Source organism: Rhodococcus sovatensis (genome assembly GCF_037327425.1).
In the GTDB taxonomy this organism is placed as follows: domain Bacteria; phylum Actinomycetota; class Actinomycetes; order Mycobacteriales; family Mycobacteriaceae; genus Rhodococcoides; species Rhodococcoides sovatense.
This window is the reverse complement of record NZ_CP147846.1, coordinates 142,775-168,238: the sequence shown is the minus strand read 5'-3', so window position 1 is coordinate 168,238 and position 25,464 is coordinate 142,775. Positions and strand designations below refer to the sequence as shown.

24 protein-coding genes, 4 tRNA genes and 1 pseudogene are annotated in these 25,464 nt (G+C 64.0%); 12 read left to right on the top strand and 17 right to left on the bottom strand.

Annotated elements, in window-relative coordinates:
* Positions 1-158 precede the first annotated feature (158 nt).
* Positions 159-746, top strand: a complete 588-nt coding sequence (locus tag WDS16_RS00665; protein WP_338889734.1) for an XRE family transcriptional regulator — start codon at positions 159-161, stop codon at positions 744-746.
* A gap of 1 nt (position 747) precedes the next feature.
* Here the strand turns inward: WDS16_RS00665 and WDS16_RS00660 are convergent, their stop codons facing one another.
* Together WDS16_RS00660 and WDS16_RS00655 are read right to left on the bottom strand one after the other, a co-directional pair.
* A complete protein-coding gene (locus WDS16_RS00660; protein ID WP_338889732.1) occupies positions 748-996 on the bottom strand; it encodes a hypothetical protein in 249 nt (82 codons plus the stop codon).
* Positions 997-1,118: 122 nt separating this feature from the next.
* A complete protein-coding gene (locus tag WDS16_RS00655) occupies positions 1,119-1,673 on the bottom strand; it encodes a DUF6584 family protein (RefSeq protein WP_338889731.1) in 555 nt (184 codons plus the stop codon).
* 414 nt (positions 1,674-2,087) lie between these two features.
* Between WDS16_RS00655 and WDS16_RS00650 the strand changes: the two genes are divergently transcribed.
* Both WDS16_RS00650 and WDS16_RS00645 read left to right on the top strand, forming a co-directional pair.
* Complete coding sequence (locus WDS16_RS00650) at positions 2,088-2,501, top strand: hypothetical protein (protein WP_338889729.1); 414 nt, start codon at positions 2,088-2,090, stop codon at positions 2,499-2,501.
* Positions 2,502-2,548: 47 nt separating this feature from the next.
* The gene (locus WDS16_RS00645) at positions 2,549-3,994 is read left to right on the top strand and encodes a hypothetical protein (protein ID WP_338889727.1); all 1,446 of its coding nucleotides are present in this window, start codon (positions 2,549-2,551) and stop codon (positions 3,992-3,994) included.
* A 56-nt stretch (positions 3,995-4,050) separates the two neighbouring features.
* Here the strand turns inward: WDS16_RS00645 and WDS16_RS00640 are convergent, their stop codons facing one another.
* The 3 genes from WDS16_RS00640 to WDS16_RS00630 form a co-directional block, all read right to left on the bottom strand.
* The gene (locus WDS16_RS00640; RefSeq protein ID WP_338893639.1) at positions 4,051-6,540 is read right to left on the bottom strand and encodes a DEAD/DEAH box helicase; all 2,490 of its coding nucleotides are present in this window, start codon (positions 6,538-6,540) and stop codon (positions 4,051-4,053) included.
* A gap of 2 nt (positions 6,541-6,542) precedes the next feature.
* A complete protein-coding gene (locus WDS16_RS00635; protein WP_338889726.1) occupies positions 6,543-8,681 on the bottom strand; it encodes a site-specific DNA-methyltransferase in 2,139 nt (712 codons plus the stop codon).
* 347 nt (positions 8,682-9,028) lie between these two features.
* On the bottom strand, positions 9,029-9,319 hold the full coding sequence (locus WDS16_RS00630) for a helix-turn-helix transcriptional regulator (protein ID WP_338889724.1): 291 nt from the start codon (positions 9,317-9,319) through the stop codon (positions 9,029-9,031).
* 135 nt (positions 9,320-9,454) lie between these two features.
* On the opposite strand from WDS16_RS00630, the gene WDS16_RS00625 reads away from it, so the two are divergent.
* A complete protein-coding gene (locus tag WDS16_RS00625; RefSeq protein ID WP_338889722.1) occupies positions 9,455-9,916 on the top strand; it encodes a hypothetical protein in 462 nt (153 codons plus the stop codon).
* Positions 9,886-10,320, top strand: a complete 435-nt coding sequence (locus tag WDS16_RS00620) for a hypothetical protein (RefSeq protein WP_338889720.1) — start codon at positions 9,886-9,888, stop codon at positions 10,318-10,320. The genes WDS16_RS00625 and WDS16_RS00620 overlap by 31 nt, the downstream gene beginning before the upstream one ends.
* On the opposite strand, the gene WDS16_RS00615 is transcribed toward WDS16_RS00620, so the two are convergent.
* The 8 genes from WDS16_RS00615 to WDS16_RS00580 all read right to left on the bottom strand — a co-directional run bounded on the left by WDS16_RS00615 (position 10,317) and on the right by WDS16_RS00580 (position 16,151).
* Positions 10,317-10,781, bottom strand: a complete 465-nt coding sequence (locus WDS16_RS00615; RefSeq protein ID WP_338889718.1) for a DUF488 domain-containing protein — start codon at positions 10,779-10,781, stop codon at positions 10,317-10,319. The genes WDS16_RS00620 and WDS16_RS00615 overlap by 4 nt on opposite strands.
* A gap of 62 nt (positions 10,782-10,843) precedes the next feature.
* A complete protein-coding gene (locus WDS16_RS00610; RefSeq protein ID WP_338889717.1) occupies positions 10,844-11,302 on the bottom strand; it encodes a GNAT family N-acetyltransferase in 459 nt (152 codons plus the stop codon).
* An 8-nt stretch (positions 11,303-11,310) separates the two neighbouring features.
* A complete protein-coding gene (locus WDS16_RS00605; RefSeq protein ID WP_338889715.1) occupies positions 11,311-11,604 on the bottom strand; it encodes a hypothetical protein in 294 nt (97 codons plus the stop codon).
* A gap of 346 nt (positions 11,605-11,950) precedes the next feature.
* Positions 11,951-13,432, bottom strand: a complete 1,482-nt coding sequence (locus WDS16_RS00600) for a HEPN domain-containing protein (protein WP_338889713.1) — start codon at positions 13,430-13,432, stop codon at positions 11,951-11,953.
* 6 nt (positions 13,433-13,438) lie between these two features.
* Positions 13,439-13,999 (bottom strand): hypothetical protein, encoded by a 561-nt coding sequence (locus WDS16_RS00595; protein WP_338889712.1) that lies wholly within the window; start codon positions 13,997-13,999, stop codon positions 13,439-13,441.
* Positions 14,000-14,130: 131 nt separating this feature from the next.
* A complete protein-coding gene (locus WDS16_RS00590) occupies positions 14,131-14,616 on the bottom strand; it encodes a hypothetical protein (RefSeq protein ID WP_338889710.1) in 486 nt (161 codons plus the stop codon).
* Between the two features lie 255 nt (positions 14,617-14,871).
* Positions 14,872-15,123 (bottom strand): hypothetical protein, encoded by a 252-nt coding sequence (locus WDS16_RS00585; protein WP_338889709.1) that lies wholly within the window; start codon positions 15,121-15,123, stop codon positions 14,872-14,874.
* The gene (locus WDS16_RS00580) at positions 15,120-16,151 is read right to left on the bottom strand and encodes an AAA family ATPase (RefSeq protein ID WP_338889707.1); all 1,032 of its coding nucleotides are present in this window, start codon (positions 16,149-16,151) and stop codon (positions 15,120-15,122) included. The genes WDS16_RS00585 and WDS16_RS00580 overlap by 4 nt, the downstream gene beginning before the upstream one ends.
* Positions 16,152-16,171: 20 nt before the next feature.
* On the opposite strand from WDS16_RS00580, the pseudogene WDS16_RS00575 reads away from it, so the two are divergent.
* Positions 16,172-16,509: pseudogene (locus tag WDS16_RS00575) on the top strand (tyrosine-type recombinase/integrase); the annotation flags it as partial.
* 131 nt (positions 16,510-16,640) lie between these two features.
* On the opposite strand, the gene WDS16_RS00570 reads toward WDS16_RS00575, so the two are convergent.
* The 4 genes from WDS16_RS00570 to WDS16_RS00555 all read right to left on the bottom strand — a co-directional run bounded on the left by WDS16_RS00570 (position 16,641) and on the right by WDS16_RS00555 (position 17,843).
* Positions 16,641-16,714: transfer RNA gene (locus WDS16_RS00570), tRNA-Phe, on the bottom strand.
* 66 nt (positions 16,715-16,780) lie between these two features.
* A tRNA-Asp gene (locus tag WDS16_RS00565) sits at positions 16,781-16,854 on the bottom strand.
* Positions 16,855-16,990: 136 nt separating this feature from the next.
* Positions 16,991-17,063 (bottom strand) — tRNA-Glu (locus tag WDS16_RS00560).
* Between the two features lie 111 nt (positions 17,064-17,174).
* Complete coding sequence (locus WDS16_RS00555) at positions 17,175-17,843, bottom strand: TetR/AcrR family transcriptional regulator (RefSeq protein ID WP_338889705.1); 669 nt, start codon at positions 17,841-17,843, stop codon at positions 17,175-17,177.
* 802 nt (positions 17,844-18,645) lie between these two features.
* On the opposite strand from WDS16_RS00555, the gene WDS16_RS00550 reads away from it, so the two are divergent.
* The 6 genes from WDS16_RS00550 (at position 18,646) to phoU (ending at position 25,267) form a co-directional block, all read left to right on the top strand.
* Entirely contained in the window at positions 18,646-19,896 is a 1,251-nt protein-coding gene (locus tag WDS16_RS00550; RefSeq protein WP_338889704.1) for a lipase family protein, read from the top strand.
* A gap of 62 nt (positions 19,897-19,958) precedes the next feature.
* Positions 19,959-20,034: transfer RNA gene (locus tag WDS16_RS00545), tRNA-Lys, on the top strand.
* A gap of 277 nt (positions 20,035-20,311) precedes the next feature.
* Positions 20,312-21,268 (top strand): acyl-ACP desaturase, encoded by a 957-nt coding sequence (locus WDS16_RS00540; protein WP_338889702.1) that lies wholly within the window; start codon positions 20,312-20,314, stop codon positions 21,266-21,268.
* A gap of 96 nt (positions 21,269-21,364) precedes the next feature.
* Positions 21,365-22,504, top strand: coding sequence for a tRNA dihydrouridine synthase DusB (gene dusB / locus WDS16_RS00535; protein WP_338889701.1), 1,140 nt, complete (start codon positions 21,365-21,367; stop codon positions 22,502-22,504).
* Between the two features lie 118 nt (positions 22,505-22,622).
* On the top strand, positions 22,623-24,518 hold the full coding sequence (locus tag WDS16_RS00530; RefSeq protein ID WP_338889699.1) for an LCP family protein: 1,896 nt from the start codon (positions 22,623-22,625) through the stop codon (positions 24,516-24,518).
* A gap of 71 nt (positions 24,519-24,589) precedes the next feature.
* Complete coding sequence (gene phoU, locus WDS16_RS00525) at positions 24,590-25,267, top strand: phosphate signaling complex protein PhoU (protein WP_338889697.1); 678 nt, start codon at positions 24,590-24,592, stop codon at positions 25,265-25,267.
* The last annotated feature ends 197 nt before the right edge of the window (positions 25,268-25,464 follow it).

Genomic DNA, 25,464 nt, shown 5'->3' with positions numbered 1-25,464 from the left:
AAGCACACGCGAGCGGCGAACCGGGACGTGCGTCGCGGTAATTTCCCTGGTCACCGCTCAAGTATGGGCGTCAACCACGGTGCGCACTCGAGTTTGTCCGAACTTGATCAGCGATCGAGTAACTTGACAAATTAGTTTGCCGAAACTGCAATGTATGGATGAGTACCGCCGATCCGAACATCGATGACGTCATTGCTGGAGTCGGTCCCAGACTCCGTAGCCTACGGACCGAACGCGGAACGACGCTGGCATCGCTGGCCGAGACGACCGGCATCTCGCTCAGCACCCTTTCGCGACTGGAGTCCGGGGACCGGAAGCCGAGCCTGGAGTTGCTACTCCCCATCGCGCGTGCACATCAGATACCCCTCGACGAACTGATCAGCGCTCCGCCGGTCGAAGACCCCCGCGTGAAGTCGAATCCGGTTCGACGCGATCAGGTCACCATCCACCCGCTCACGCGTCGACCCGGCGGTATGCAGGCGTACAAGATCGTCGTCGACGGAGGACGTAGTGAACCAGACCCGCGCGTCCACGAGGGCTACGAATGGCTGTACGTCCTCAACGGCAGGCTGCGTCTCGTGCTCGGTGAGCATGACATCGTCATGAAGCCTGGGGAGGCCGCCGAATTCGATACCCGCGTGCCGCATTGGTTCGGCTCCGTCGACGAACGGCCTGTCGAGATACTGAGCCTGTTCGGTCCGCAGGGTGAACGAATGCATGTTCGTGCGAAGCCAGCAGAGTCTTGAGTCACGTGCGGAAGACAGTATCTCCGCGTAGTTCAGGGAAGCGAGCTGTCATGTTGTCGATCTGCCGGTACATGTCATAAAGCTCACGGCGCAGGGTGGCCGCTTCCGAATCCAGTTCCTTCGCTCGTTTCGCAGCCTTGTCGGCACGTGCGCGGAATGCTCGTGCTTGAGCAATCTCGATCGATGCCGTGCACGTCTCTATGTACTCGGCCAGCCCAGCTGCGAACAGCCGTGCCTGTGCGAGGTTCACCGCGTACAGCTCGTCGCCGTAGCTGTCGTCACGCCGGGTGTCGTCGATGGTGCTGCCCTTGCCACTAGCAGAATATTGTCTGTCGAAACCTTACGCTTGCATCTGACAATCGGACCATTCGTCTACGAAAACACGATTGCCAACACTACCGAAGCCGAAGTCGCTGCGATCGCGAGGATGATGAGCGCCGCTACGACGCGTTGATGCACCGAGCGTCCGCCAGGCCCGGAGCTGCCGTCCGGGAAGTCCTCGTCGAGGAAGTCGTCCGAGTCGACTCCTGTTTCGTCGAAGTAGACGGTGTCCCTCGGGGGAACCCAGTCCTGCCCGTTGTTGCGAATCGCCGTCGTCAGCCGTTCGAGGCGGTTCCTGGCGTGCGTTGGGTAGTACTCCGACGGGGCGTTGATCGGCAGTGCCCGCGCAACACCGATCGCAGACCCATGGCGCGCCTCCAATGCCGCGAACGCGGACGCTGCCGTGGGATCGTCGTCGGATTTGCCGGTCAGGAACCATGCCGCCCCTGCCGAGGCACGGTCCCCCATCACCAGGTATGTGTAGGCAAGCAACTCGAGTATCGGTTGCGACGCAGGCTCACGACGCAATGCTGCGTACAGTCGGTCGCGCGCACCACCGTGGTCCCCACGAGACAAGTCCTGCTGTGCCTGATCGATCACGTCCACCCGGTCAGCCTAGCGCCGGGGCGGTCGTACCAGCATCTGCGCGTGGCAAAGTTCGCCGATGGCAACAAGAGTCATCTGTCGACGGTTTTTCGACAAGCGACGAACAGGCGGGTCTCGGAAATACGAAATCCGACCCTCGAGTGTCCCCACCGAAGTGACATCGCTGTCGCCCAGGCATCCGCTCGATCAGCTTCCGGGATGAGCGGATGGACCTGACGGCGCTCATCGAAAGTCGGCATCGGGTTCGGCTACCGCAACATCGGCAAGCAGTCACGATTCTGCACCCTCGGACCCGCTGTACGCAGCAGCGACGGCCGCAGTGGCTTCATCACAGCTGGGCACTGCACATCAGGGAAGGCCTCCACCCCGGCGTACCTCTCGCAGACCAGCGACGCTCTCGGTCCGCAGGCACTGATGGGCAACGTGGAGTCCGCCGTTGACGCCGACGCGGCCAACGACTCCGCGATCATCTGGGCCCCCGCCGCTGCCGACGCCAGCCGCATCGCCGGTCGATGGCCCGTCGCCGGGATCATGGCCAATGCGGACGTGCCGAACCTCGTCCAGCCGGGAGACCCCGTCTGCATCAACGGCGCCCGCTCGGGTGTCGTATGCAGCCGCTTGATCAGCGCCGACGGCTACAACATCCGTACTGAGGCCGTCACGCAGGGCAACGACTCCGGCGCGCCGGTCTTCGTGGTCGCCCCCTCCGGGTCGGCGATCCTCATCGGTATCCACCGCTGCGTTGACGGCAACGCCGGCATGGCGACCTTCATCAGCACCGTACTCGACCGGCTGCACGCCACCGTCGCTCTCGGCACCGGCCAGTAAGGCGTCTCGGGCCCGTTTTCGCTGGTAGAGCTGGCATCCTGGAGCGCATGGCACCCTCAGGAGAGCATCGCCCGGAGAATCTCGGACAGGCGGCGGTTCATGCAGCCGCCGTTGCGACGAGCAACTCGGCCATCGCGCTACGCAAGCAGGTAACCGACCTCACTAGGCATGCGTCCGGCAAGACCATCACCGAGCAGCTCAAGATCCTCACGAAGCAGGCGGGCATCGCGGAGAAGGCCGCGGCGAACTTGGCGATCGTCGCAGCGGCTCTGAAGATCCGCGAGGACGCGGCCAAGACGTGGAACAACAACGCGCCCAAGGACTCCGAACTCGACGCCGCACGCAAGGCCATCCAAGATGCGCGACAAAAACTCAAGGACGCTGCCACAGCGAGTGGCGATACCAGCGCAGCCAAGACTGAGCTCGAGAACGCGTCGAAGAAGCTCAAGGAGCTCAACGACAAGCGGAAGGCCGCCGACGCCGCGTACGACAAGGCCGAGGAGAAGGCCGAGGAGAAGCTCAAGGAGATAACCACGGGTAGCGGTACCGAGCAGGACTCGTCCGGGCGCGATGTACCCGGCGGCACCGACTCTGGCACGCCCGCTCCCGGCACCGGCTCCCCTCGACCGAGCGGCGAGAACGGCAAGCGCAGCGACCCGAGCAAGACCAGCACCGGTACCGGTACCGGCACACCGAAGCCCAGCAACACCCCCGCCGCCACTCCCGCGGCGGCGAAGCCCACCGAGACCAAGACCAGCGGCGGCGATGACCTCTCGTCGCTGCTCACCCAGCTCGCCTCTCAGCAGCAGCCCCAGTCGCAGCAGGGGCAGCAGCAGGCGCAGCCCGCCGCGTCCACTCCCGCGACCACCCCGCAGCAGACCCAGCAGCCGGAGAAGGACAAGACGAACCCGCTCGACAAGCTGTTGGGCGAGGACGGCGTGCTCGATACCGCCGACCTCACCGGTCTCATCGGCACGCCGCTCACGCTCGGCGGAGGCTCGGCGCCGACTACCAGCGCTCCCGCCGCAGTGACGCCGTCCTCCCCCGCGGCGCCGTCGACTCCGTCGGCCACGGGTCTCAGTGCCAGTGCCACGGCGAACGCACAGCCTGTGACCTCCGGTACCTCCTCGACCGGCCTGAACACGGGCAGCGACGTGTCGGGTCGCTCGGGTGAGCCTCGGTCGGCGTTCTCGGTCGGCCCGGAGACCAAGACGTCAGGCGCCACGGGCACCAGCGCAGGCGGTGCGGCTCCGGCCAGCGCGACGGGTACGCGACCGATGGGCGCCGGCGGCATCCCGATGATGCCGATGGGCGGCATGGGAGGGCCGGGTGGCGCGGGCAAAGACCGCGAGCAGGCGCAGACGGTCAGCGCTGCTGGCAACCCCGAGTCCGATGCGCTGCACGGCCGGCACACGGCGTCCGAGTCGGTGCCCGGCGGCACGATCGCACGCGGAGACGGAAGACGGAGCGGTCCGCCGGCTGATGCCGCATAGTCCGCCACCGGCGATCGGTTCGGCTTCGGGTTTAAGCCAAGCTGCAGCGCGTTTCTCTACTCAGGTTCAGTCGCTACCTTCAGCGCTGTCCACGAACCCGCGTGCTTGATGTGCGACTCGGTGGCGAACACGTAGTGCCAGTCTCCGAACTCGCCCTTATCCCGGACGAAGCGCGCCCAGTTCTCGGCGGCTTCCCGTTTCCGGAGAACGTCGGCGTCGAGAGCATTCTTGTCGGATTTGCCTTCGATCAACCAGTAGACCCCCGCAGTGTCGATCGCGATGAAGTCCGGGAAATAGCTGCCATCTCGACTCGTCGGAATGAAGGCAGGGCCGTTCGTGTACAACCGCAGCCACCATGCGATGTCGTCGTCGCGGTCGAGCAAATGGGCGATCTTCCACTCAGTCGACCCGGCGTCGAAGGTTGCTACGGACATGATGTTGCGCTGCCAGCCAGTGAATTGGACGTGCTTGACGAACTTGTCGCTGTAGGCATCGCGCGCCGCGTCGATGATCACCGGCTCGACCGGCAGTGTGACGGGTTCAAGGTCGTAGACCATCTGACGAAGGCGCTTACTGTAGGCATCGTTGATGAGGCGGGTCATGCCTCCGATCGCCTGCTGACGACGGTTCTCACCCCATTCGGCGGTCTCGTTCCCCGTAACGACACCAGCGCCCTTCAGGAAGGCATTGGTGATCCGCCGCGCCGCGCGCTTCTCCGAAGCCGATTCCTCAACCTGACGGAAGATCGCTGCGGTCAGGTCCTCGCGGATCGTGTCGATCCCGAGGTACATCTGCTGGGCCTCGACGTTCTTCTGCGGCGCGACCTTGATGGTGATGTCGTCGTGGTCGTCGCGGGTTGCGATCAATGCGTCTTTGGCAAGGAAGGTCGGGATCTCAGTGATGAACCGAGCACCAGCAGCCTGCGCATCCCCATCCGGAATGTCTGAGAGGCTGAACGACGCCACCGACATTCGGGCGACGCGTCTCGGGAACAGAATCTGTGGCGCGTTCCCGACTCGTCCCATCGGCTGGGGTGCGGGCTCGGCGATCCTGTCATCGGTCTCTTGGGTGAAGAGAGTCGGCTCAGAATCTTCGCCGCCGTCCGTATCGATGAACGTGAGTGGCTGAACGCCGGTGCCCGGCTCTAGGACGTCCTCATCGGGATCTGCTTGGCCTTCGAGCCCCGCCCCGCCCAGGTTCGTCGGGCTGGTTGGTAGCTCTGGGTCGGGCACTGCAAGGTCGCCAGCAGTCGTCGCCGCGCCTTGCTCATCGACGTCGACCTGTGAGGGGGCGATCTCGATGCGCTCACGAAGCGCATCTTTCTGCGCCAACAGCTGCTGGTACGAGTCGTGCGCTACCAGGTCAACCTGATCGACCATGGCCACCTGCGTGAGAACTCCGAACGGCAACCGGAGACCTCGGCCTAGAATCTGCTCGGTCAGTCCTTGCGACGCCAACCGCCGCAGCGCGACGATCACTGCGATATTGCGGACGTCCCACCCTTCGCGGAGCATGTTGACGCTGACGATCGCCCGGATGGGTGACTCCGGCGCTTCACAAGCAGCGAGGGCGGCAAGAGCCTCGTCGGAGGACTGGGACGTGATCTCCAAGACCGCAGCGGGATCCCCGATGAATCCGTCCTGGGCGAGTGTCTGTCCGACCTCCGTCGCGTGGTCAATCGAGGAGCATACGACGAAGAGCACTGGCTTGATCTGGGGTAGATCTGGCCGGGTAAGGAGAAACTGCCGGTACGCGGTCTCCTTCTTCCGGAGCAGGTGGCATGCATCAGCCAGCTGAGTGCGCTCGTCCTTAGTCCCATCTTTTCGGTACACGATCACGGGGGTCTTCACGTGACCGTCCGCGATCGCCTCCCCGAGCGTGTACTGAAAAATCACTTTGCCCAGATCCGACTTGGAAGGTGTCGCGGTCAGACCGATCAGCGCCAGCGGGTTCAACTCTCGAATCGCCGCCGAGAACGCCGTGGCCTTCTCGTGGTAGATGTGGTGCTCATCAGCGATCACTAGCAGGTCGTCGGCTTGCTCCAGATAGGAGTACAGGTCATCGCCGAGGTTCTCGTCGGTGTCGCGGACCTTGCGGGAGACCTTGTCCGAGGGCCGAATCAACTGCTGGACGTTGAACACGAACACCTTCAAGGCGTCCGGGTCACGTAACGCCGCGCCAACAGCGCCCGCTCTGAAATTGTCGGGAGTGATAACGATGGGCTCGTGGTCGGCACCGGCCACGTACTTCGCCGACGCCGCGTCAAAATTGTCCAGGGTCTTGTTCTGGATGACGCTCCCCGGCGTCACCACCAGCACGTGCCGAACTCCCTGCGCGGCGGCGTAGTCGACCAGCGAAGACATCAGGTAGGTCTTGCCAACACCGGTGGCGAGGTCGGTTACAAGCTCCGGGAAGCCCTCCGCGGGGGTGGCAATACCGACAGCCTTAATGACTGCCTCCAGCGCGCGTCTGTTGGGATCTCGCAGATCAAACCGAGCGGCGATCTCGTTGATCAGGAGTTCATCGAAGACGATGTCGACGGACATAGTCACTTCACCGTCCTCTTCGGGAACAGGTCCCGCGGCGCCTTCCTCAGGCGTGACCCGGGGGACAGCTCCGTCAGCAGCGCCTGCGCTTCTGGGAGCACAACCTTCGCTACCACCACAGCTTTTTCCTTGACGCCGAGCTGCTCGACCACCGTGTGTACTACGATCTCGTCTGCGACACCGTCCACTACCGCAAGCCTCTGACGACCTCGGACGCCGCAGAACACCGGGTGGTCGGGCGTGAACGTGAACTTCAACTGTGCCGCTACCGACCGCGACCACATTCCGTTGATTGCTTCCGGGGACAGGTAGACATCACCGTCTTCGTCGTCCACCTCATACATCGACGGAGCTACCTCGAGGTGGGTGAACCCGCCACCGCCGTGCCACTTAACTGTGACCGCGTCTCGCGTGCGAGTCCTCCTGTTCAGCTCGGTCTTGACCGATTTGGTGACGTCGACCTCCGACAACGCCCCATTTTTGCCAACCTGCCCCAGAAGAGCAAGCAAAGTCGCGGTGTCGTCAGCGCCGAGACTGAGTTCGCCTCGCTTCTGAGCATCCCGAACAGCACCGGCCAACACCTTCGCGGCGTTAAGCGTCAGCGGCGGCGCTTCAAGATCATCGCCTTCTGCGGGAGGGTTGCCGAGTACGCGCCCGAGGGTTGTCTGGAATTGCTGTGCAGCTTTGGGGTCTACATCCAGCGGGAGTGAGACCCCGTTCGCTGCTACGCGCACGGATGAGGTCGTCACGCCTCCAGGGTCGTCTCCCTTGAGCATCCGAATCAGCCGGGGCTTGGTGAACGCCTCGACAGTGTCGGCGATCAACTCACTAGTGACCCAGCGGCGCCCCATCTTGTGGGCTACCGCGGCTGTAGTCCCGGAGCCGGCGAAGCAATCCAACACGATGTCGCCCGGATCGCTCCCGATCTGAATGACGCGTTCCAAGAGTCGTTCAGGCTTCGGGGTGGCGAAGGCGTTCAGGTTCGGGAAGATCGCCTTGACTTCGGCCTTGGCCTCGCGGTTGTGGCCGACTAGGTCGTTGGTCCACCAGGTGGAGGCGACAAGGCCCTTCTTCGGCACGTAGGCCTTACGGCCCAATCTGCCTTCACCGCCTGAGCGGAGCAGGATCTGCGGCCACTCCCCCTGGTCGTACCGTTCGCGCGCGCGGACGCGAGCTTCTGCGAGTGGGACGGTCAGCGCTACCGCCATTACGTTCTGCCGAACGTCGTCGGGCTTGACGCCACACAGTTCAGCGCGCTTGTGAACGTCGCCCAAGTCGCGAAGTTCATACGGCGCGTACTCGTTCATGATCTCGAGGATCTGAGACTGTTGAGTCCACCAACAACGACCACGAGCGGGGTAGACACGCTCGCCCGTCATCGGGTGCTCGATGGCGTAGACCATGCCTTGGTGGGTCTTGGCCCCTGGGGCGGTGGGGTTGTCGTCGAACCACGGCCGCGGGTCTCGGTCTGGCGAGGAGAATCGCGCGTCGGACTCAGCGGTTCTCGGAAGGCGGTTGGGGCTCCACTCGGGAGACGCCCGATAGACGAGCAGCGTGTCGTGGTCCACCGACAGCGTCTTTGCATCGTTCCGAGTCGAGTCAGCCTTCTGCCACGCCACTTCTGCAGCAAAGTTATCCGAACCGAGAATCTCGTCCATCACGGACCGGCAGCGGTGCACCTCAACGTGGTCGAGATGCACCCACACCGACCCGTCCTTCGAGAGCAGAGGCTTGATTTGCCGCAGCCGGTCTCGGAGCATGGTGAGCCAGATCGAATGCTCGATGTTGTCCTCGTACTGAGTAAACGCCTGGCCGGTGTTGAAGGGCGGGTCGATGTAGACGAGCTTGACCTTGCCCCGATACTTCGCCGCCCACTCAGGTGTCTTCGCTAGCGCATCGAGAGCATGCATGGCATCGCCCGTGATCAAGAGGTTGTCCACGGTTGGCTCGGGAAGGTCATTGGGTCGATCCGCCGGCGTGGGGGCTTCGATCCGGTCGACCTCGCGTAGGAGTCGCACTTCGCGGACGCGGGGGTCGTCATGGTCAGTGAAGGTGTAGTCGTACTTGCCATCACCGGTCGAAAGGAGCGCCCGGTCCTTGTCCGTCCACGTAAGTTCGAGCCGACCTGTGTGCCTCGCCATGCCCTCGCCCTCAATGACCTTCTGTGACTACTACGGGAACTACCTTACGGCGGGGACGAGGAGGGCCCCAGCAATGCATCTCCCGGTGGCGCGGCGGATGCAGTGGCACCGGAGGAGACCTCGCAATGCATCCCGGTTTCGGCCTACGGTCGAGCCATGGAACCGGACCAGTTGCTCACCATCCCCGAAGCGATCGAGAAGCTGCGCATATCGAGAACCCATTTCTTCCGGCTGAAGCGCGAGGGCATCATCACCGACATCCGCCTCGGGCACCGCACCCTGATCCCAAGCCGCGAGATCACCAGACTGATCGACGAGAGGTACCGTCCGCCGACACCGGGGAGCTGCTACTCCATCGCCGCGGCCTGCACCGCAGGGTCCGCCGCGACCGCGGCGGCGAGCTCGGCGGCGGTCATCTGGTACGCCGCGGCGAGGGGTAAGAGCTCGGTCACCCGCGCCGGACGCTCTCCCCGCTCCGTTCTACTCAAGACCGCCTTGCTGATCCGACTCGCCTCGGCGGCCTGGTAGACCGTCAGTCCGGCACGTTCGCGTACCCGTCGTAGCACTGTGCCGGCGTCGGCGTCGGCGTCGGCTCCTGTGACTCGTTTCGGTGTCCATTGCGGCTCCTCGTCACCCATGTGGCCATGCTCCAGGGATTTACTGAGGCATGGGTGGCGGCGCGCCGGGACGATGGCGAACTCATAGCCCGGTGAACGATCGACCCGCGAGCAAACCTCCCCCAACCTGCTACGTCGCCTGGATACGCTTCGGAGATGGGAGACGATGACGCGGCCGAGGACCGCATTGCGGACCTGAAAGCTCCGCGACTTGGTGAGGAGACCGCCGATGTCATGATCACAGTCAAGACCTACCCCAACCCCAGCGAGACCTACGGCGAGACCGTGTGCGTGGCCGGTGTACGCCTCGACCGCGGCCAGCCCGATTGGATCCGGCTGTACCCGGTGAAGTTCCGCAACGCCGACTTCGATAGCCAGTTCAAGAAGTACGAGATCATCCGGATCAACGGCACCTACCACCAGGCCAACGACAACCGTCCCGAGTCTTTCCGGCCGCGCCAGGACGAGATGGTGCACGTTGAGCGGCTCGACACCAAGAAGAACTGGCTGCTGCGGCGCACCAAGCTCGGCTCCCTCATGGGGGAGACGACGATGTGCGACCTGCTCGCACAGAATCCGAAAGGGGCATGGCGACGCCGTCGCCGTCACTCGGGCTGATCAAGCCCACCGACATCGAAACGTCCGTGGTGAATGGTGACCCGTGGACCACGGCCGAACAGACGAAGGTGAATCTCGCGTCCGAGCCCGACCTGTTCGGGACCTCGATGGAACCGCTGGAACCTGCACCGTTCGCGGTCCGATACAAGTACCGATGCGCCGCCTCGAAGTGCCCCGGGCACGACCAGAAGAATCTCGACTGGGAGGTGGGGCAGGCTGGCCGACGGTGGCGAACCGAATACGGCGACGCTGGTGCTCGCGAAGCAATGTTGAAGCGGTGGCGTGACGACATGGTTTTGTCCGAGAAGGACATCCACTTCTACGTCGGCAACCAGAACCGGTACCGACGCAGCTTCTCCGTGCTGGGCACCTGGTACCCGAAGTTCGAGAACGCTTTGTTCTAGACGTGCACCACAGCGGCGTTGGGGCGGGTCTGAAGCACCCGGTCCACGACGATGTTCCGGTGGCACTCGGCGTGGTCGTGCTCGAAGCACAGCAGTGCCACCGCACCTCCATCCAGGAGCTCGCACACGTGCGCGAGCGCATCGGTCGCGTCGGCGGTGTCGAGCACCTCGCGGTACCTCGCCAGAGATTCGGGCTCGCCAGCGCGGAACCCCGCGCGGTTGTCCTTCGGGTTGCCCAGGGCGCGGTGATGGACGTACTCGATCCCAGCGGCACGTAAGGCCGCGGCGAGCTTCGTCTTCGACAGACCCGGCTTACGGCTGAGGGGTGTCAGGCGCACGTCCACGAGCACTCGCACGTCCTGGTCGAGGAGTTGAGCAACGAGGTCACCGACGGTCTTGCCCTCGTAGCCGACGCTGACCAGGGTGCCGTTCTCGTCGTACTTGAAGTCAGCTGATGCCACCTGACTATCCTGCACCACGCCGTGCGCGGGGATTACAGCAACCGGCGAATACGCGGCGCGGGTCACAACCGCTGCTGGATGAACAGCGGCCGATGGAACCGCTCACCCTCCGGGTGATCGAACCGCTCCCAGCCGAGCGACGCCCAGAACCCGTGCGCCTCCTCCGAGTACGCGAACAACCGCCGATCCGGATGCCGCTCCTGCAGTGCCCGCACCACTCGGGTGCCGACACCACGACCACATTCGGCGGTGGCCACCTCGAGGAACTGGATCTCCAACCGCTCCGGTCCCAACTCCGGCACATCGACGTACTCGGGGTTGATGCCGCCGGGGTCGTCGAGTTCGACGCGAGCGACTTCGGCACCGCCGTCCAGCACCTGTACGTACCAGGGGTCGTCGAACAGGTACGGGACGTCGCCCCACCACCGCTCGTTCTCGTAGGCGGTCTCGAAGTTGAACGGCGGCACCCAGGAGTACCGGTTCGCGTCACCGCGACGCAGGTCTACGAGTTCGAGCGACATCTCGGTGGTCAGTCCTGGAGTTCGAACGGCACCGAGGAGTAGTACCGGTCGAACTCCCGGTACTCCCCGATGTCGCTGAGCAGCCGCGCCACCGCGAGCTCGTACCGGGTGATGCGCAGCCCCTGATGTCCGCCGCCCAAGGGAAGGATGCCGCGGGCGCCGTCGACGTTTGCGTAGTTGAGTCTGTCGACCAGCGATCCGTGCCAGAAGAAGTCGACCAGGCTGATCTCACGGATTTTCGAGTCGGGGAAGTTCTCCGACCACTCGAAAGACAGGTCACGGTCGTCTCGGTTCTCGGCCATCCCGTAGCGATCGTGAGGTCGATGTCGGGCCGGTACACCACTATCTCGGCGTGGCTGTCGTGGTCGAGACCGGAGGTATCACCCGGACCTGACCATGCGCCGAAGCGGTCGCGGTAGGTGGGGCCGATCTTCAGGATGCGGTGCCAGTCGCTCGCGGTGGAGTCGGCTACTAGGGTGCGCAGCTCGTCGAATGTCATGGGGGCCTCCGTATAGGGATGGTCGCGAGCGGAGCGCTCGCGCGGTGGCGTCAGGGTAGGCGGCGGTACCGACAGTCGACGTGGCGTTCGGTGCCCGCGACAAGGCGAGGCGCGGCTCTGGTGCCCACCGGACGGTCGGCGCGACTGGCCTACTCCCGCGCGAACACCTTCGGCCATATGCTCCGCCAGTTCCGTGCATCGCGCTCGAAACGGCTGTTTGCGCGAACCGCGCCTGCCAAACGCTCCGGTGGAACTCCCGCCTCCAGCAACAGGCACACGGTCAGGACCCATCGCAGGGACCGGGTGATGTAGTGCATCTCGGTGAGGTCTGGATTCTCCCCCTCCTGGCGCAGCCCATGTGCAAGCGTGTTCCGCTGATCCGTCACCGCGCGCTTCCAACGGTTGATCCGACCGACACACTCCGGAACAGCCTCGGCCGCCCGGCCCGCCAATGCCTCGATGCGGCTGGGGAACGACGGCTCGTAGAGGTATTGCCCGACTGCCTGCTGAAGCGCCTGTCGCACCTCGTCGGGAATGTCGGCGTCCTCCAGTCCCGCTGCGGCCGCGTCGACAGTCTCCCCCGTCCACCGACGTTCGCCCGGATACAGCCGCCGGTGGAGATTCTCGGCTGCGGTGCACAGGCTCAACGCTTCGGTCTCCACCGTCTGGAACTCCCCGGCGTAGGACGCCGCGAGAATCTGTGGCACCGGCGATACCCGCTGCGAGAGTTCAAGCCACCGGCCGATGAAGTCGGCGCCACCGGCACCTTCGAGCGTGAGGAGAGTTTCCTCGGTGCAGTCGCGGGGCGCGGACGCGTCGACCACGTGGCCGTACACGTCTGCGGAGTCCCCACTCGGGACTGACAGGTTCAGCTGGCGGACGCGGCACTCGGCCCCGTTGAGAATCGTGAGCGCGGTTGCGATTGGTGTCGCGACGGTGGACACAATCGTGGACAACGGAAGCTCGTGGTCGAATGCCAACTTCAGGCGTGTGCCCGTCGTGAGAACGATGTCCGGACCACCGAGCGTCGGGATTGATGCCAGCGGCTCGAACCGCACCTTCCCGGTTGCGGGAGTCGACACAACCCCCTCGGCGGCGTCCGGCGGGTCATAGACCCACTTCATCGGTGTCATACCGGTGTCGGGCAACTCGGTGTGGACCGAAGGCAGGTTGGCGAACGCGTGGAGTCCGGTGACATCCAAGGTCACCGTGTCGAACTCGGTCTCGTCGTCGGGGAGCAGCGCGCCGACGAAGCACCAGTCCGCGCGCAGCACCTCGCGGCTGCGTGGTTCGTCTTCCCCGGGGCTCGGGAACCCGAGCAGGTGGCGACGCATGGAACGCAGACCCCATAGCGACACTTCGCCGGGGTTGATCGCGGTCGCGCCCAGCACGACGGCGTCGTCGGTGACGCGTTGCTGCGAAGGGCCGCCGGCGAAGGATCCGGGTCCGCGCTGGGTCCACTCGACGATCGGGTTGAAGCTGGGACTGACCTCAAGCTCAACGCGGTTGTCCCGGAACCTCAGCACGCCGGTTCGGGGTGGCGTTGCCGTCGTCTCGGCTGCCATTGCCTTGGACACCACCTGGAACTGTCCGATGGTCTCAGGGGTCTGCTCCGGGAACCGATCCACCATATGCAGCTACTCCTCTGCCAGTACAGGTGTCGGCGACTCGCCGAACGGGCGGCGCCAGAGCGCTCCCACTTCGTCGGCAAACTGGATGTCGGCGCGAACCTCGGCGTCACCGTCGACGACGTACAGCACACCGGCAGACTGGCCGGCCGGAATGACCCGGGGAAACCTGTCGATCATCTGCTGCTGCATGTGTTGGAGCACCTGGGACCCCTGCGGCGAGTTCACGAACTGGCCGGACAACATGGGACCGAAGCTACCCAGTTGACCCAGCTGTGACATCTGCGAACCGAATCCGGACCCCGGCGGCAATCCCGAGTACATCGACTGAGCCCGCTGCCCGATGGCGTCGAGACCTCCGCTCAAGCCCTCTGACAGCACATCGTGCACAAGCTGCCGCATGGAGATGTTCCCCTTCGCCGGTCGGCACCGGTCCGACGAATGGTCGCCGTCGTCCTCCACCGTGTACACGTCGACATCGAGATCGGTGATGGGTCCGGAGGTGCCGTTGTTCACCTTCACGGCCCAGAGGTTGGTTCCGATCGGCAGCGCTTCGATCGAGACGGTCACTGCACGGATGCGCCCACCGCTGTTGCCAGCCTCCGTGGGCGCCCCGTAGTTGACGTTGGTGATGATGTCGCGGCCGGCGTTGACGTTGCGCTGCGACGAGGTGAAGGCCTGCGCGGGAGCAGACGAACCGTCTACTGCTCCCGCGCCCGTGGAGGGTGGGGCGGCTCCTGAGGGGCGCGAGCCGACACTCCACCGATCCGCACCGAACCGTCCGCGGCGATGTCCTCGGCGATGACGCCGCTTCCACCGTCGACCGAGACATTCACGACTTCGATGTCACCACCCACCGACGCACGGCGGATGGCGACGCCGACCGTTGCCGGGAGCTCGGGAGCCTCATCCTCGACCGCGGCAATCAGGACCTGCGCGAGGTTGAGCAGTTCTACGTCGCTGCCCGCACCGGCCTGATCTAGCTTCTTCGCGAGAAGCGCGCGACGGAGCTCTTCCTCAGGGTCTTGCTCCAGGCCCACGACCTCGCCGCTGACCGATCCGTACTTGCTCGTGATCCAGCCCTTCACCGCAGCGTAGGCATCGCCGATCGCCTTCTTCGTGGTCTCCCGCGCACCGTCCGATGCGCCGAGTGCGATCGCAGTTGCGATCACTGTGACGGGTTCCATGTGCCACCTCCAGCCGTGGGCGCTGCGTCGCGGCGCCCTGCATTGAAGGTAGCCACCGGTACCGACAGTCATCGGAGGGAGGAGGGTCCAGCTACATCCTCGCTTGGGAGACACGCACAGACTCAGGGTCACGCGGAGGGTCACGCAGGGTCACGTTTTCTAGGAATGTGCAGGTCACAGGGTCATGCGGAGGGTCACGCAGGGTCACGGATAGAAATCCGCCGAAATCTATCGCGTGACCCCCTCCGTGACCCTCTACGCGGAGGATGCACCCCGCGGTTCCACCACCGTGAGGCCCGTCGACGCGGTGTAGACGGTCGCGCCACCCACGTTCCCCGCGGTGATCTTGCCGCCGCCGTGGAGCTTGTTGAGCTTCCGCCGAGCCTTCTCGCGTTGGGCATCGGTCGGCTTCTCCACATCGAACAGGGCCTGCGCGGCGGACGTCACTGTGACCCCGCCGGGGCGCCGCGCCAGCTCCTCGAGGTCGGTAGCGTCGTGGATCGTCATGGTGCCGTGACCCCGTCGTGATTGATCTGGAACGGGCCGACCTCGGCGGAGGGCTGCTTCAGGTGGCTCAGCCGAACGATGGGGTCGCCCGGCTCTCCGCCGAGGTGGATCACCGAACCGGCGCCCGACGTAATCCAGACGCTGCCGTACAGCTTCTCGATTGCCGGCGCGGTGACGTCGCTCGTCTTGCGGTCGTGGTGCAGTTCGAGGACGTCGACCCCAGCCGCGAGCACCGTCTGCCGGGCCCGGTTCCAGCCGGCGCCGACTTCATCGGAGCTGAGTCCGAGCGCTGCGTCTTTCAACGAGTCGACGATCACCACGTCGGCCTTCGCCTTCTCCGCCATCGCCAGCAGCCGCTCCGGGTGCGCTGCGAGATCCTCCGGCGGCGGTCCCTGCCACACGATCAGCCGCTGCGCGAGCTCGTCCTCGGGGACCTCGCCGAGCTGCCGCCGGAGGGCACGCGCGATCTGCTTCGGGCGGTCCATCGCCAGGTACAGGATCCTGTCGACACACTTGACCGGATAGGCCAGCACATCGCCGCCGGTGATCATCGCCGCGACCAGGTTGCCCGCGAGGGTGGACTTGCCGACGCCCTGAGGGCCCGCCACGATCAGACCTTCACCCTCGGCCCACAGGACTTCCTCCCCGGCGCCCCAGACGGCAGGCGTGACGTCGGTGATGCTGTGGATGAAGCTGCCGCCGTCGACGAACCGGTCACCACTCACCTCGGGCTCCCGCAGCCGTTCCCACGCGCTTCGGGCGGTGCGGGAGAGGGCGGCGTCGACCGCTTCCGTGCGATCCGCTCGGGTCATGCTCATCGCCGCTGCGACCTCGATACCGCGCTCCTCGGGCGGCAGCATCGTGAGGTACGGAGCCAGCCTGACGTACAGCGAATTCCGCTCGGAGTTCCGCTCGATGATCGCATCGGCGACGAGTTGCTGCTCGGCGCTCAGGGGCTCGGCCGGGGCAACAGGCGGGAGTGCTACTGCCGGCGCCGGAGGCGTAGGGGCACCCGGCGCGGGCGGCACCGTGAACGGCTCCGCACCTGGAGTCGAAGCTGAAGCTCGGATCGAAGTGGATCGACAGCGGCTACGTCGTCGCGGACGAGCTCGGCGTCGCACCGTACCCGGACACCCTGACCGCTGCGTGGCCTAATGCGCTCGCCGGTGTCGGTCTTCCCATGTCCGGCTCCACGATGCACGCCACTCGTGCGCCACCCTGATGCACCTGAACGGCGTCCCCGTGGTTGTGATCGCCGCGTGGCTCGGGCACCAGGATGCCGGCTTCTCGCTGAGGACGTACGCGCACAGCACGAACGACGCACGCGCTGACGCCGCAGCCACTCTGGGGAGCATCACGGCGGGAAAGAAGAAGGACGCGAAGTGACACGGACTGTGTCACCTTGGGGAGCCGCCGGAGGAATAAGGAATCCGATGTGTCAGGTCGTGTCAAATCGGGCCGATCAGGAACCGTCTCCGGAAACAGAAAAACCACCCGTCACCAGGTGGTTCTTGAAGTGGCCAGGGCCGGGATCGAACCGGCGACCTTCCGCTTTTCAGGCGGACGCTCGTACCAACTGAGCTACCTGGCCGGGCGGCACCGGTGACAATGCCATCTCGTGAACTACACGCAACTCGGAACTTTCGAACCGATTTTGCGACCCTGACGGGACTCGAACCCGCGACCTCCGCCGTGACAGGGCGGCGCGCTAACCAACTGCGCCACAGGGCCTTGCTGTAAAACATCTCCCCTGAAGGAGACTTGCCGTCGCATACTCTAGCAGGCGATAAACCTGCTTCGAACCGCGGCGGCCTGAAAGAGACTGCTGTACTGCTGGCCGGTTTGTCAATTCCGACCTTTTCCTACGTACCCCCTACGGGATTCGAACCCGCGCTACCGCCTTGAAAGGGCGGCGTCCTAGGCCGCTAGACGAAGGGGGCCCGACGAAATCATCCGACCTCGAAGATCTTCGAGACCGAACTGCTCCGCCGTTACCCTCAACGGCGTTCCGTTGGGAGCTGGGATAGCTTAGGACACTTTTCGCGCAAAACTCAAACCGTGAGGTCAGAGGCTGTTTCAGTCGCGTCGAGGCCGAGGTCGCACCATCCCTCGGTGCGCCAACGACCGAGCCACTGGGGCGTCGCCATCGCGTAGAGCACCACTTCCAAGGATTCCTCGAACAGCGCACGGAGGTTGCTGCTGCCAGAGACGAGATCTGCCATGTATCGCTGCCCCGCCATGGAAGCCGCCAGCACGCGCATGAACTTCTCCGGGCCGAACTCGGGATCGAGGTCGCCCATGTCCTGCGCGCGACGTGCGAGCTCCGCGCCTGCGGTACCCCACACGCGCCCACCACCGTTCTGTACCTCGCTGTAGAACTCCGGCTCGACGATCAACCGGAATTCAGCTCGGACGATGACGTCGTCCTGGAAGCTCCGCGCGATGTCGTCGATGATCCCGTGGATCACATCGAACGGGTGCCGAGTGGACGACTTCCACTTGTCGGTTATTGCAACGTACTTCTCCAGCGCGGCGCTCAGCACTGCTCTCGCCAGGTCTTCCTTCGACTGAAAATGGAAGTACATCGCACCCTTGGTGGCATTGGAGCCCTCGAGGATCGTGTTGACCGACGCTGCCGCGTATCCGCGTCGCGCGAACTCCGATGCTGCGGCCTCCACTATTGCCGCTCGGGTTCGCCGAGCGCGCTCCTGTTGTGCCATTGCTTCCGTGCCTCCGAACCCGAGCGACCTGCATCTATCAGCAGGCATGATCGCTTGCCGAGCGTATGTCAAACGACGTACACAGGACCGACCACTTGATCGGAAAACGCATTCGAAACCGGAATTCGGACAAATCTCCGACGATACGCAAACAATCCGAGTGGTACGATCCAAACGGCTCGAGTGCGCTGCAGGGGGTGCGCACTCGAGCTGCCAATCCACGAAGCCGGTCGACTCGACTGCTGTCGAATGCGACACCGCTGCGTGGTCACGAGCAGACTTCGCTCGCCTTACAAACAAGTCGTCATTGTAAGGCACGAATTCGACGAATCACCCCCGAGATCTCGCCCACATGCCCACATGCGCACATCGAATGTCGGTTTCGACTCGTCGACCGGCATTGTGTCCGTTGTGTCACGACGCCTACATCGAGACTTCGCGTTCAGCGACAACAAGGATTCAACCCGCTGCACCGCGACCGAATCGACGGATGCCCGGTTTCGAGAACAATCCGCAGATGGCCGAGAAAATTCGGTGACATCACGAATGTGATTGCCCAACAGAACAATCAGGATCGATCAGCGGCATCGGTCGGCACCGAAATCCGATTTCGTAATTCGTTGTAGTGATTGACTATTCGACGACAATCTCGTCGAATTCCCTGCAGCGGAGCAGTTCTCAATGGGGGTTCGTATAACAGTTGCGCCTCGACCTACGAGGAAATGCCCCGACGTAGCGCCCGAACCCTAATGTGATTCGCAACACATCGTGGTCAGCGTCGACAACGAATTCAGGTGAGAGCATGACTCTTCGAACAACCATCGTCCGCTCGACAGGAACCGTTCTCGCGTGCGTCATGGCCCTGATCGGCCCCTGGACAGCCGGTGCGGATCCGGTCGGTGACTTTCTGAACCCTCCGCAGGACCCGTCGCTGGCGACACCCACACCGCTCGGCGAGCCATGGTTCGTACCCCCTCCCGGATTCGAAAGCGCCTTGCCTGGAACAGTTCTCAACACTCGATCAGTCCAGGTCGGGCCATTGATCACTCCGGTTCGTTCCACTCAGATCCTCTTCCGAACGACCGACTCCAAAGACCGACCAGTCGCGGGCGCGACCACTGTGATCGTGCCGACCGCCCCCTGGACGGGTCAGGGATCGCGCCCAGTCGTGGCCTACAACATGGCCATCGACTCTCTCGGAAACACGTGCGCACCGTCATGGACGCTGCCGCGCGGAATTGCGCCGGAAATTGCTGCGGTACAACTCTTTCTCGCCAAGAACTATGCGGTCGTCGTCACCGATCATCAAGGACCACGCCAGGCGTACGCCGCCGGACGCATGGCCGGGCATGCAGTTCTGGACGCCCTCAGGGCGATGGTCAATCTCCCCACCCTCGGGTTGCCTGCAGAATCCCCGATTGCCATGACCGGATACTCGGGAGGCGCGATCGCGTCGGGCTGGGCCGCGCAACTGGCACCGGTCTACGCACCCGAAGTCAACATCGTCGGAACCGCTTTCGGCGGCGCACCGATCGACTATCGGATTCTGCTCGGTTCGATGAACGGCAATGCTGCATCGACGTTGTTTCTTGCCGCGGCGATGGGCGTTGCTCGCGAATACCCGGAGATGTTCCAGTTGATGAATGCAAATGGGCTGCGCCTTGCCCAGATAGCCAAGGACATGTGTGTCTACCTACTCGCCCCTGGCGGCCTCGTTGCCCCGATTCCGGTACAGGCACTGTCCGATGTTCCCAACGTCGATCGGACCCCGATCGCCGAGGAGATCATCCGACAGACCCGCATGGGCGGCGACCTGGCTCCTACGACGCCGGTGTTCATCTACCACGGTCAGCAGGAATTCTGGATCCCGAAAGAGGGCGCCGAAACCCTGTACGACGAATGGTGCGCCAACGGCACACAGGTTCGACTGGAAGAGTATCTAGGCGAGCATCTGGTCGTTGCGATCTCCGGGCTACCCGGTTCGCATCGATGGATCGACGACAGGCTCGCCGGAATCCCCGCACCCGCCGGGTGCAGCAGTTTCGGCAGATAGTCGGAGGTGTCCAGGGGCGCGTATGTCAGCTCGCAAGTGGACCCACTACACTTTCGATCCGCGCCCCTATAGCTCAGTTGGTAGAGCTACGGACTTTTAATCCGCAGGTCGTAGGTTCGAGTCCTACTGGGGGCACCATTGTGACCAAAAATTCGCTGGTCGAGCGGGTGCAGTGCGAACAATCGACCTCTTTTCCACGATCTGCCAGCAAACACGGAGCAGCAGAGGTCCGCGTCATGCGAGCACGGCCGTACACTCGGTAACGGTTCGACGTCGGGGAACGAACAAGTCCTGGGGGACATTCTCCGACTATCAGCCGGTAGCTGTGGCGCGCCGCGGAACTCGACAGAGTTCCCAGCGAAGTTACGGTGCCGTAGGCTGGCCACGGTTATCCGCAATGTATGGAGGCAATTCAATGGCGAGGGATCTGACACAGCTGGAGCTGCTCCAGGAGCTCGTTCCGGTTGCGGAAGACAACGTCAACCGGCATATGTCGATGGCGAAGGAATGGCACCCGCACGACTACGTGCCGTGGGACGAGGGCCGCAACTTCGCCGAGTTGGGTGGCGTCGACTACAACCCCGAGCAGAGCAAGCTCTCCGAGGTCGCCAAAGCTGCGATGATCACCAATCTGCTCACCGAGGACAACCTCCCCTCCTACCACCGTGAGATTGCCGAGAACTTCTCACAGGACGGCGCCTGGGGGACGTGGGTCGGTCGGTGGACCGCCGAAGAGAACCGCCACGGCATCGTCATGCGCGACTACCTCGTCGTGACCCGCGGTGTCGATCCCGTTGCACTCGAAGAAGCACGCATGATCCACATGACCAACGGCTTCGCCTCGCCCGCCGGATCCCTCACGGGACTGCTGCACTCGGTGTCGTACGTGACATTCCAGGAACTCGCGACGCGCGTGTCGCACCGCAACACCGGCAAGGTGTGCGACGACCCGATCGCCGACCGCATGCTCCAGCGCATCGCGGCGGACGAGAACCTGCACATGATCTTCTACCGCAACATCAGCGCTGCGGCTCTCGACATCGCGCCCGACCAGACGCTCGACGCGTTGTCGGACATCGTCATGAACTTCCAGATGCCCGGCGCAGGAATGCCGAACTTCCGCCGCAACGGCGTGCTGATGGCCAAGCACGGCATCTACGACCTCCGTCAGCACCTCGAGGACGTCGTGTGGCCCGTTCTGCGGAAGTGGAGGATCTTCGAGCGCGACGACTTCACCGGTCGCGGCGAGAACAAGCGCGAGGAACTGGCCGCATTCTTGGAGGATCTGGAGAAACAGGCCACCAAGTTCGAGGAAATGCGCGACCGCTCACTCGCACGCGAGGCCAAGAAGGCGGAAAAGCAGGCTTCCTAGTAGCTGCCTGACCACAGATCACGCCCGGCACCATCACGGTGTCGGGCTTTGATCGTTGAAAAGACCGAACACGAAAACGAACGAGGCTCTCCCCCTATGACACTGCGGATCGGTTCACTCGAACTCCAGAGCCCGGTAGTGCTCGCCCCGATGGCCGGTGTGACCAATGTTGCTTTCCGGACATTGTGCCGTGAGCAGGAACTCGAGCGAGCCGGGAGTACTTCCGGCCTCTACGTGTGCGAGATGGTCACCGCTCGCGCCCTCGTCGAGCGCCAGCCCGCAACGATGCACATGACCACATTCGGCCCGAAGGAGACTCCGCGGTCGCTCCAGCTCTACACGGTGGATCCCGAGACTACATACGCTGCCGCGAAAATGATCGTCGACGACGATCTGGCCGATCACATCGACATGAACTTCGGCTGCCCCGTCCCGAAAGTGACCAGGAAGGGTGGCGGCGCTGCGCTGCCGTACAAACGAAACCTCTTCGGGCGGATCGTGGCGGCAGCAGTGAAAGCCACTGCAGGAACGGACATTCCGGTCACCGTGAAGTTCCGAATCGGTATCGACGACGAGCATCACACACATCTCGACGCCGGGCGAATTGCGGCGTCGGAGGGTGCGGCTGCCGTGGCGCTCCACGCACGAACCGCATCACAGCGGTATTCCGGGACCGCAGACTGGACCGAGATCGCGCGACTGAAGGACCACGTCACCGACGTTCCAGTTCTCGGCAACGGGGATATCTTCTCTGCCTCCGACGCGGTACGCATGATGGCGGAGACGGGCTGTGACGGCGTCGTCGTCGGCCGCGGGTGCCTCGGGAGGCCGTGGCTTTTCGCCGAACTCAGTGCTCGCTTCGCCGGTCGCGAAGAACCTGCCCCGCCGACTCTCGGTGAGGTCGCAGTCGTGATCAGACGGCACGCAGAGCTGCTGGCAGCCCACCATGGCGAGGACAAAGGCCTCCGGGAGCTACGGAAGCATGTTGCCTGGTACCTACGCGGGTTCCCGGCAGGCTCCGATCTGCGGGTGTCGATGGCACTGGTGAAAACATTGTCCGAATTGGACGACCTTCTAGGACAACTGGACCCGACGGTTCCGTTCCCCAAGGACGCTGAAGGTCCGCGCGGGCGACAGGGGTCCCCTGGGGCGGTGTCCTTGCCGGAGGGTTGGCTCGACGACCCGGAAGACATTTCGGTGCCCGTGGGTGCAGACCTGATGCACTCGGGCGGCTGACCCGCTCCTGACGTGGTCGATTGCCGCCGAAGTGGACCGCACAGCTTTCCTAAGTATCATGGCTGGGATCGCCTGACGGACGGCGAATGATTCGCAAGGAAGGTCAGGGAAAGAACACGTGGGTGACGATCGAGATTCGGGCCCCCCTGTGTCCGACGGTCGGGCTCCGTGGGAGCGCCCGATTTCGCAGATTCACCGGCCGACCCCCGACCCTGTCACCCCTGCGAGCCCACCCGAACCCGATCGTGAGACCGACAGCGGACGGCTGAGGCGCCTCGGCAAGCGATCGACTACCAACTCCGACGCAGTCTCGGTGGCCGAATTGATGGGCCGAGGGACCGAGACCAGGGCGCCCGCGGCTCGTCGACCGAAAACGGCCGCCGCGCATCCGGACGTCGACGCTCCCACCGAGAAAATCGACCCGATCACGGCCCACACCCCACCGCCGATTCAAGCGCAGCCCGAGGCAGTCGGCGTTCCCGCCGACGAACGCCCGGCCCTCACTCGACTGGCGATGAGCAAGGTGCGCCGCCGGAAGCGGGTACGCAACGTCACCCGCGGGTTCGTCTCGATCATCGCGATTCTGGCGGTCGCACTCACTGGAGTCGTGTGGGGCTACCTTCGCAGCACCGACCGAGGCTTCGCACAGGTTGCAGCCCTGGATCCGGACTCGGCGGATGTCGTCGATGCCGCAGGCCAGTACGGCGACGAAACCTATCTGATCGTCGGAACCGACACGCGAGCCGGAGCCAGTGGTGAGATCGGCGCCGGCACAGTCGCAGATGCTGAAGGCGCCCGATCGGACACCGTCATGCTCGTCAACATTCCCGCCGATCGCAGCCGAGTCGTCGCAGTGTCGTTCCCTCGCGATCTCGACGTCGAGCGGCCCGAGTGCGAGGGCTTCGACAACGACAGCAACACGTACACCGGCGAGATGTATCCCGCCGCCGACGGCGACAAGCTCAACGCAACGTACGCACTGGGCGGCCCGAAATGCCTGGTGAAGGTCATTCAGAGGATCTCGGGACTGAAGATCGGGCACTTCGTCGGCATGGATTTCGCCGGCTTCGAATCCATGGTCGACGAAGTCGGCGGCGTCGAGGTCTGCACGCCCCAACCCCTCGTGGACTACGAGCTTGGAACCGTATTGCCGAACGTCGGCGAGCAGCGAATCGACGGTCGTACCGCCCTGAACTACGTGCGCGCCCGAAACGTCGAGTCCGAGGGCAACGGCGACTACGGTCGCATCAAGCGCCAGCAGCGATTCCTCTCCTCGCTTCTGCGGTCCGCACTGTCGAACAACGTGCTCCTCGATCCGGGCAAGCTCAACGGCTTCGTCAGCGCCTTCACTCGCGACACGTTCGTCGAGAACGTCAAGACTCAAGACCTGGTGACGCTGGGCCGTTCGCTGCAGAACGTCGACGCGGGGGCAGTCACATTCCTGACGCTGCCGACAGACGGCACCAACGACTGGGGCAACGAGATACCGGTCGACAGCGCGATCGATGCGCTGTTCACTGCGATTATCGACGACCTCCCACTCCCCGGCGAAGAACGAGTCGAGCCGACACCGGCACCCGAGGAGTCGGCAGCGACCGCGGTTCCGACGCTGGCCGTGGATCCGGAGACCGTCTCCGTCCAAGTATCCAACGCGTCGGACATATCCGGAATGGCTGCGACAGCGTCGGCCGAACTGGCGACGTACGGATTCCAGATACTCGAGGTCGGCAACTTCGTCGGAACCGCAGCCCAAACCGTCGTTCGATACACCCCCGGCCAGGAATCCGAAGCCGCCACGGTCGCATCCGCGATCCCCGGAGCCGTCGTCGAGCAGGCCGCAGGGCTGGACAACGTCGTCGAGGTCATTCTGGGCGCCGACTACCCCGGCTATACCGCTCCGCCGGCAGCGTTGGGTACTACCGTCGAGGTGACGGAGGTCGACGGCAGCACCGCGGCACCGCCGTTGCCGGAAAACCTCGCTTTCACCAACGCTGCCGACGACACCTGCGCCTGAGCTGATCCATTCACGCCCCGTTCACCCACGCGACCACGAATAGGTCGGTACGACGCACTAAACTTCGGCCTATGCGCGTCGCCTACAACGAACAGATGAACGATTTGGCCGATCTCCTCGGTGAGATGGCCTCCTTGGCCGGTTCCGCCATGGACAAGGCCACCCAGTCACTCCTCCAAGCCGATCTGGTCCTCGCGGAGCAGGTCATATCGGAACACGACAAGATCACCGAACTCAGCACTGTGTGCGAGGAGAAGGCGTTCTCGTTGCTCGCGCTCCAGGCACCAGTCGCCACCGACCTCCGCTCGGTCGTCTCCGGCATCCAAATCGTCGCCGACATCGACCGAATGGGCGCCCTTGCCCTGCACGTCGCGAAGATCACTCGTCGACGCCACCCCAAACATGCCCTCCCCGAAGAGGTCAACGGGTACTTCGCCGAGATGGGTCGTATCGCAGTCCAGCTCGGGGCTTCTGCCCGCGAGGTCCTCGAAACCCGCGACCCAGAGCGTGCAGCCAAGCTCCGCGAAGAAGACGAAGCGATGGACGATCTGCATCGCCACCTGTTCACGGTCCTGATGGACCGCGAGTGGCAGCACGGTGTGGCAGCGGCGGTCGACGTCACCCTTCTCGGACGCTTCTACGAGCGCTTCGCCGACCACGCAGTAGAGGTCGGCCGTCGAGTGATCTTCCTGGTCACCGGTGAGCTGCCCGTCGAACTGGGCTCCACCTCCAAGATCCCGAACGCCTGACCCTCGGGTCTGCCCGGGCCTGGTCTGCTGGCGCCCGAATTCCACCGAATGACCCATTCGGTCACCGACTGTGGTGACCGAATGGGTCATTCGCTTGTGCAAGGGGTGACCGAAAGAGACATTCGCTCCGCTCACGAGACCGAAAGAGACATTCGCACACTCAGAGTGACCGAACTAGACATTCGCTCCGCCCACGA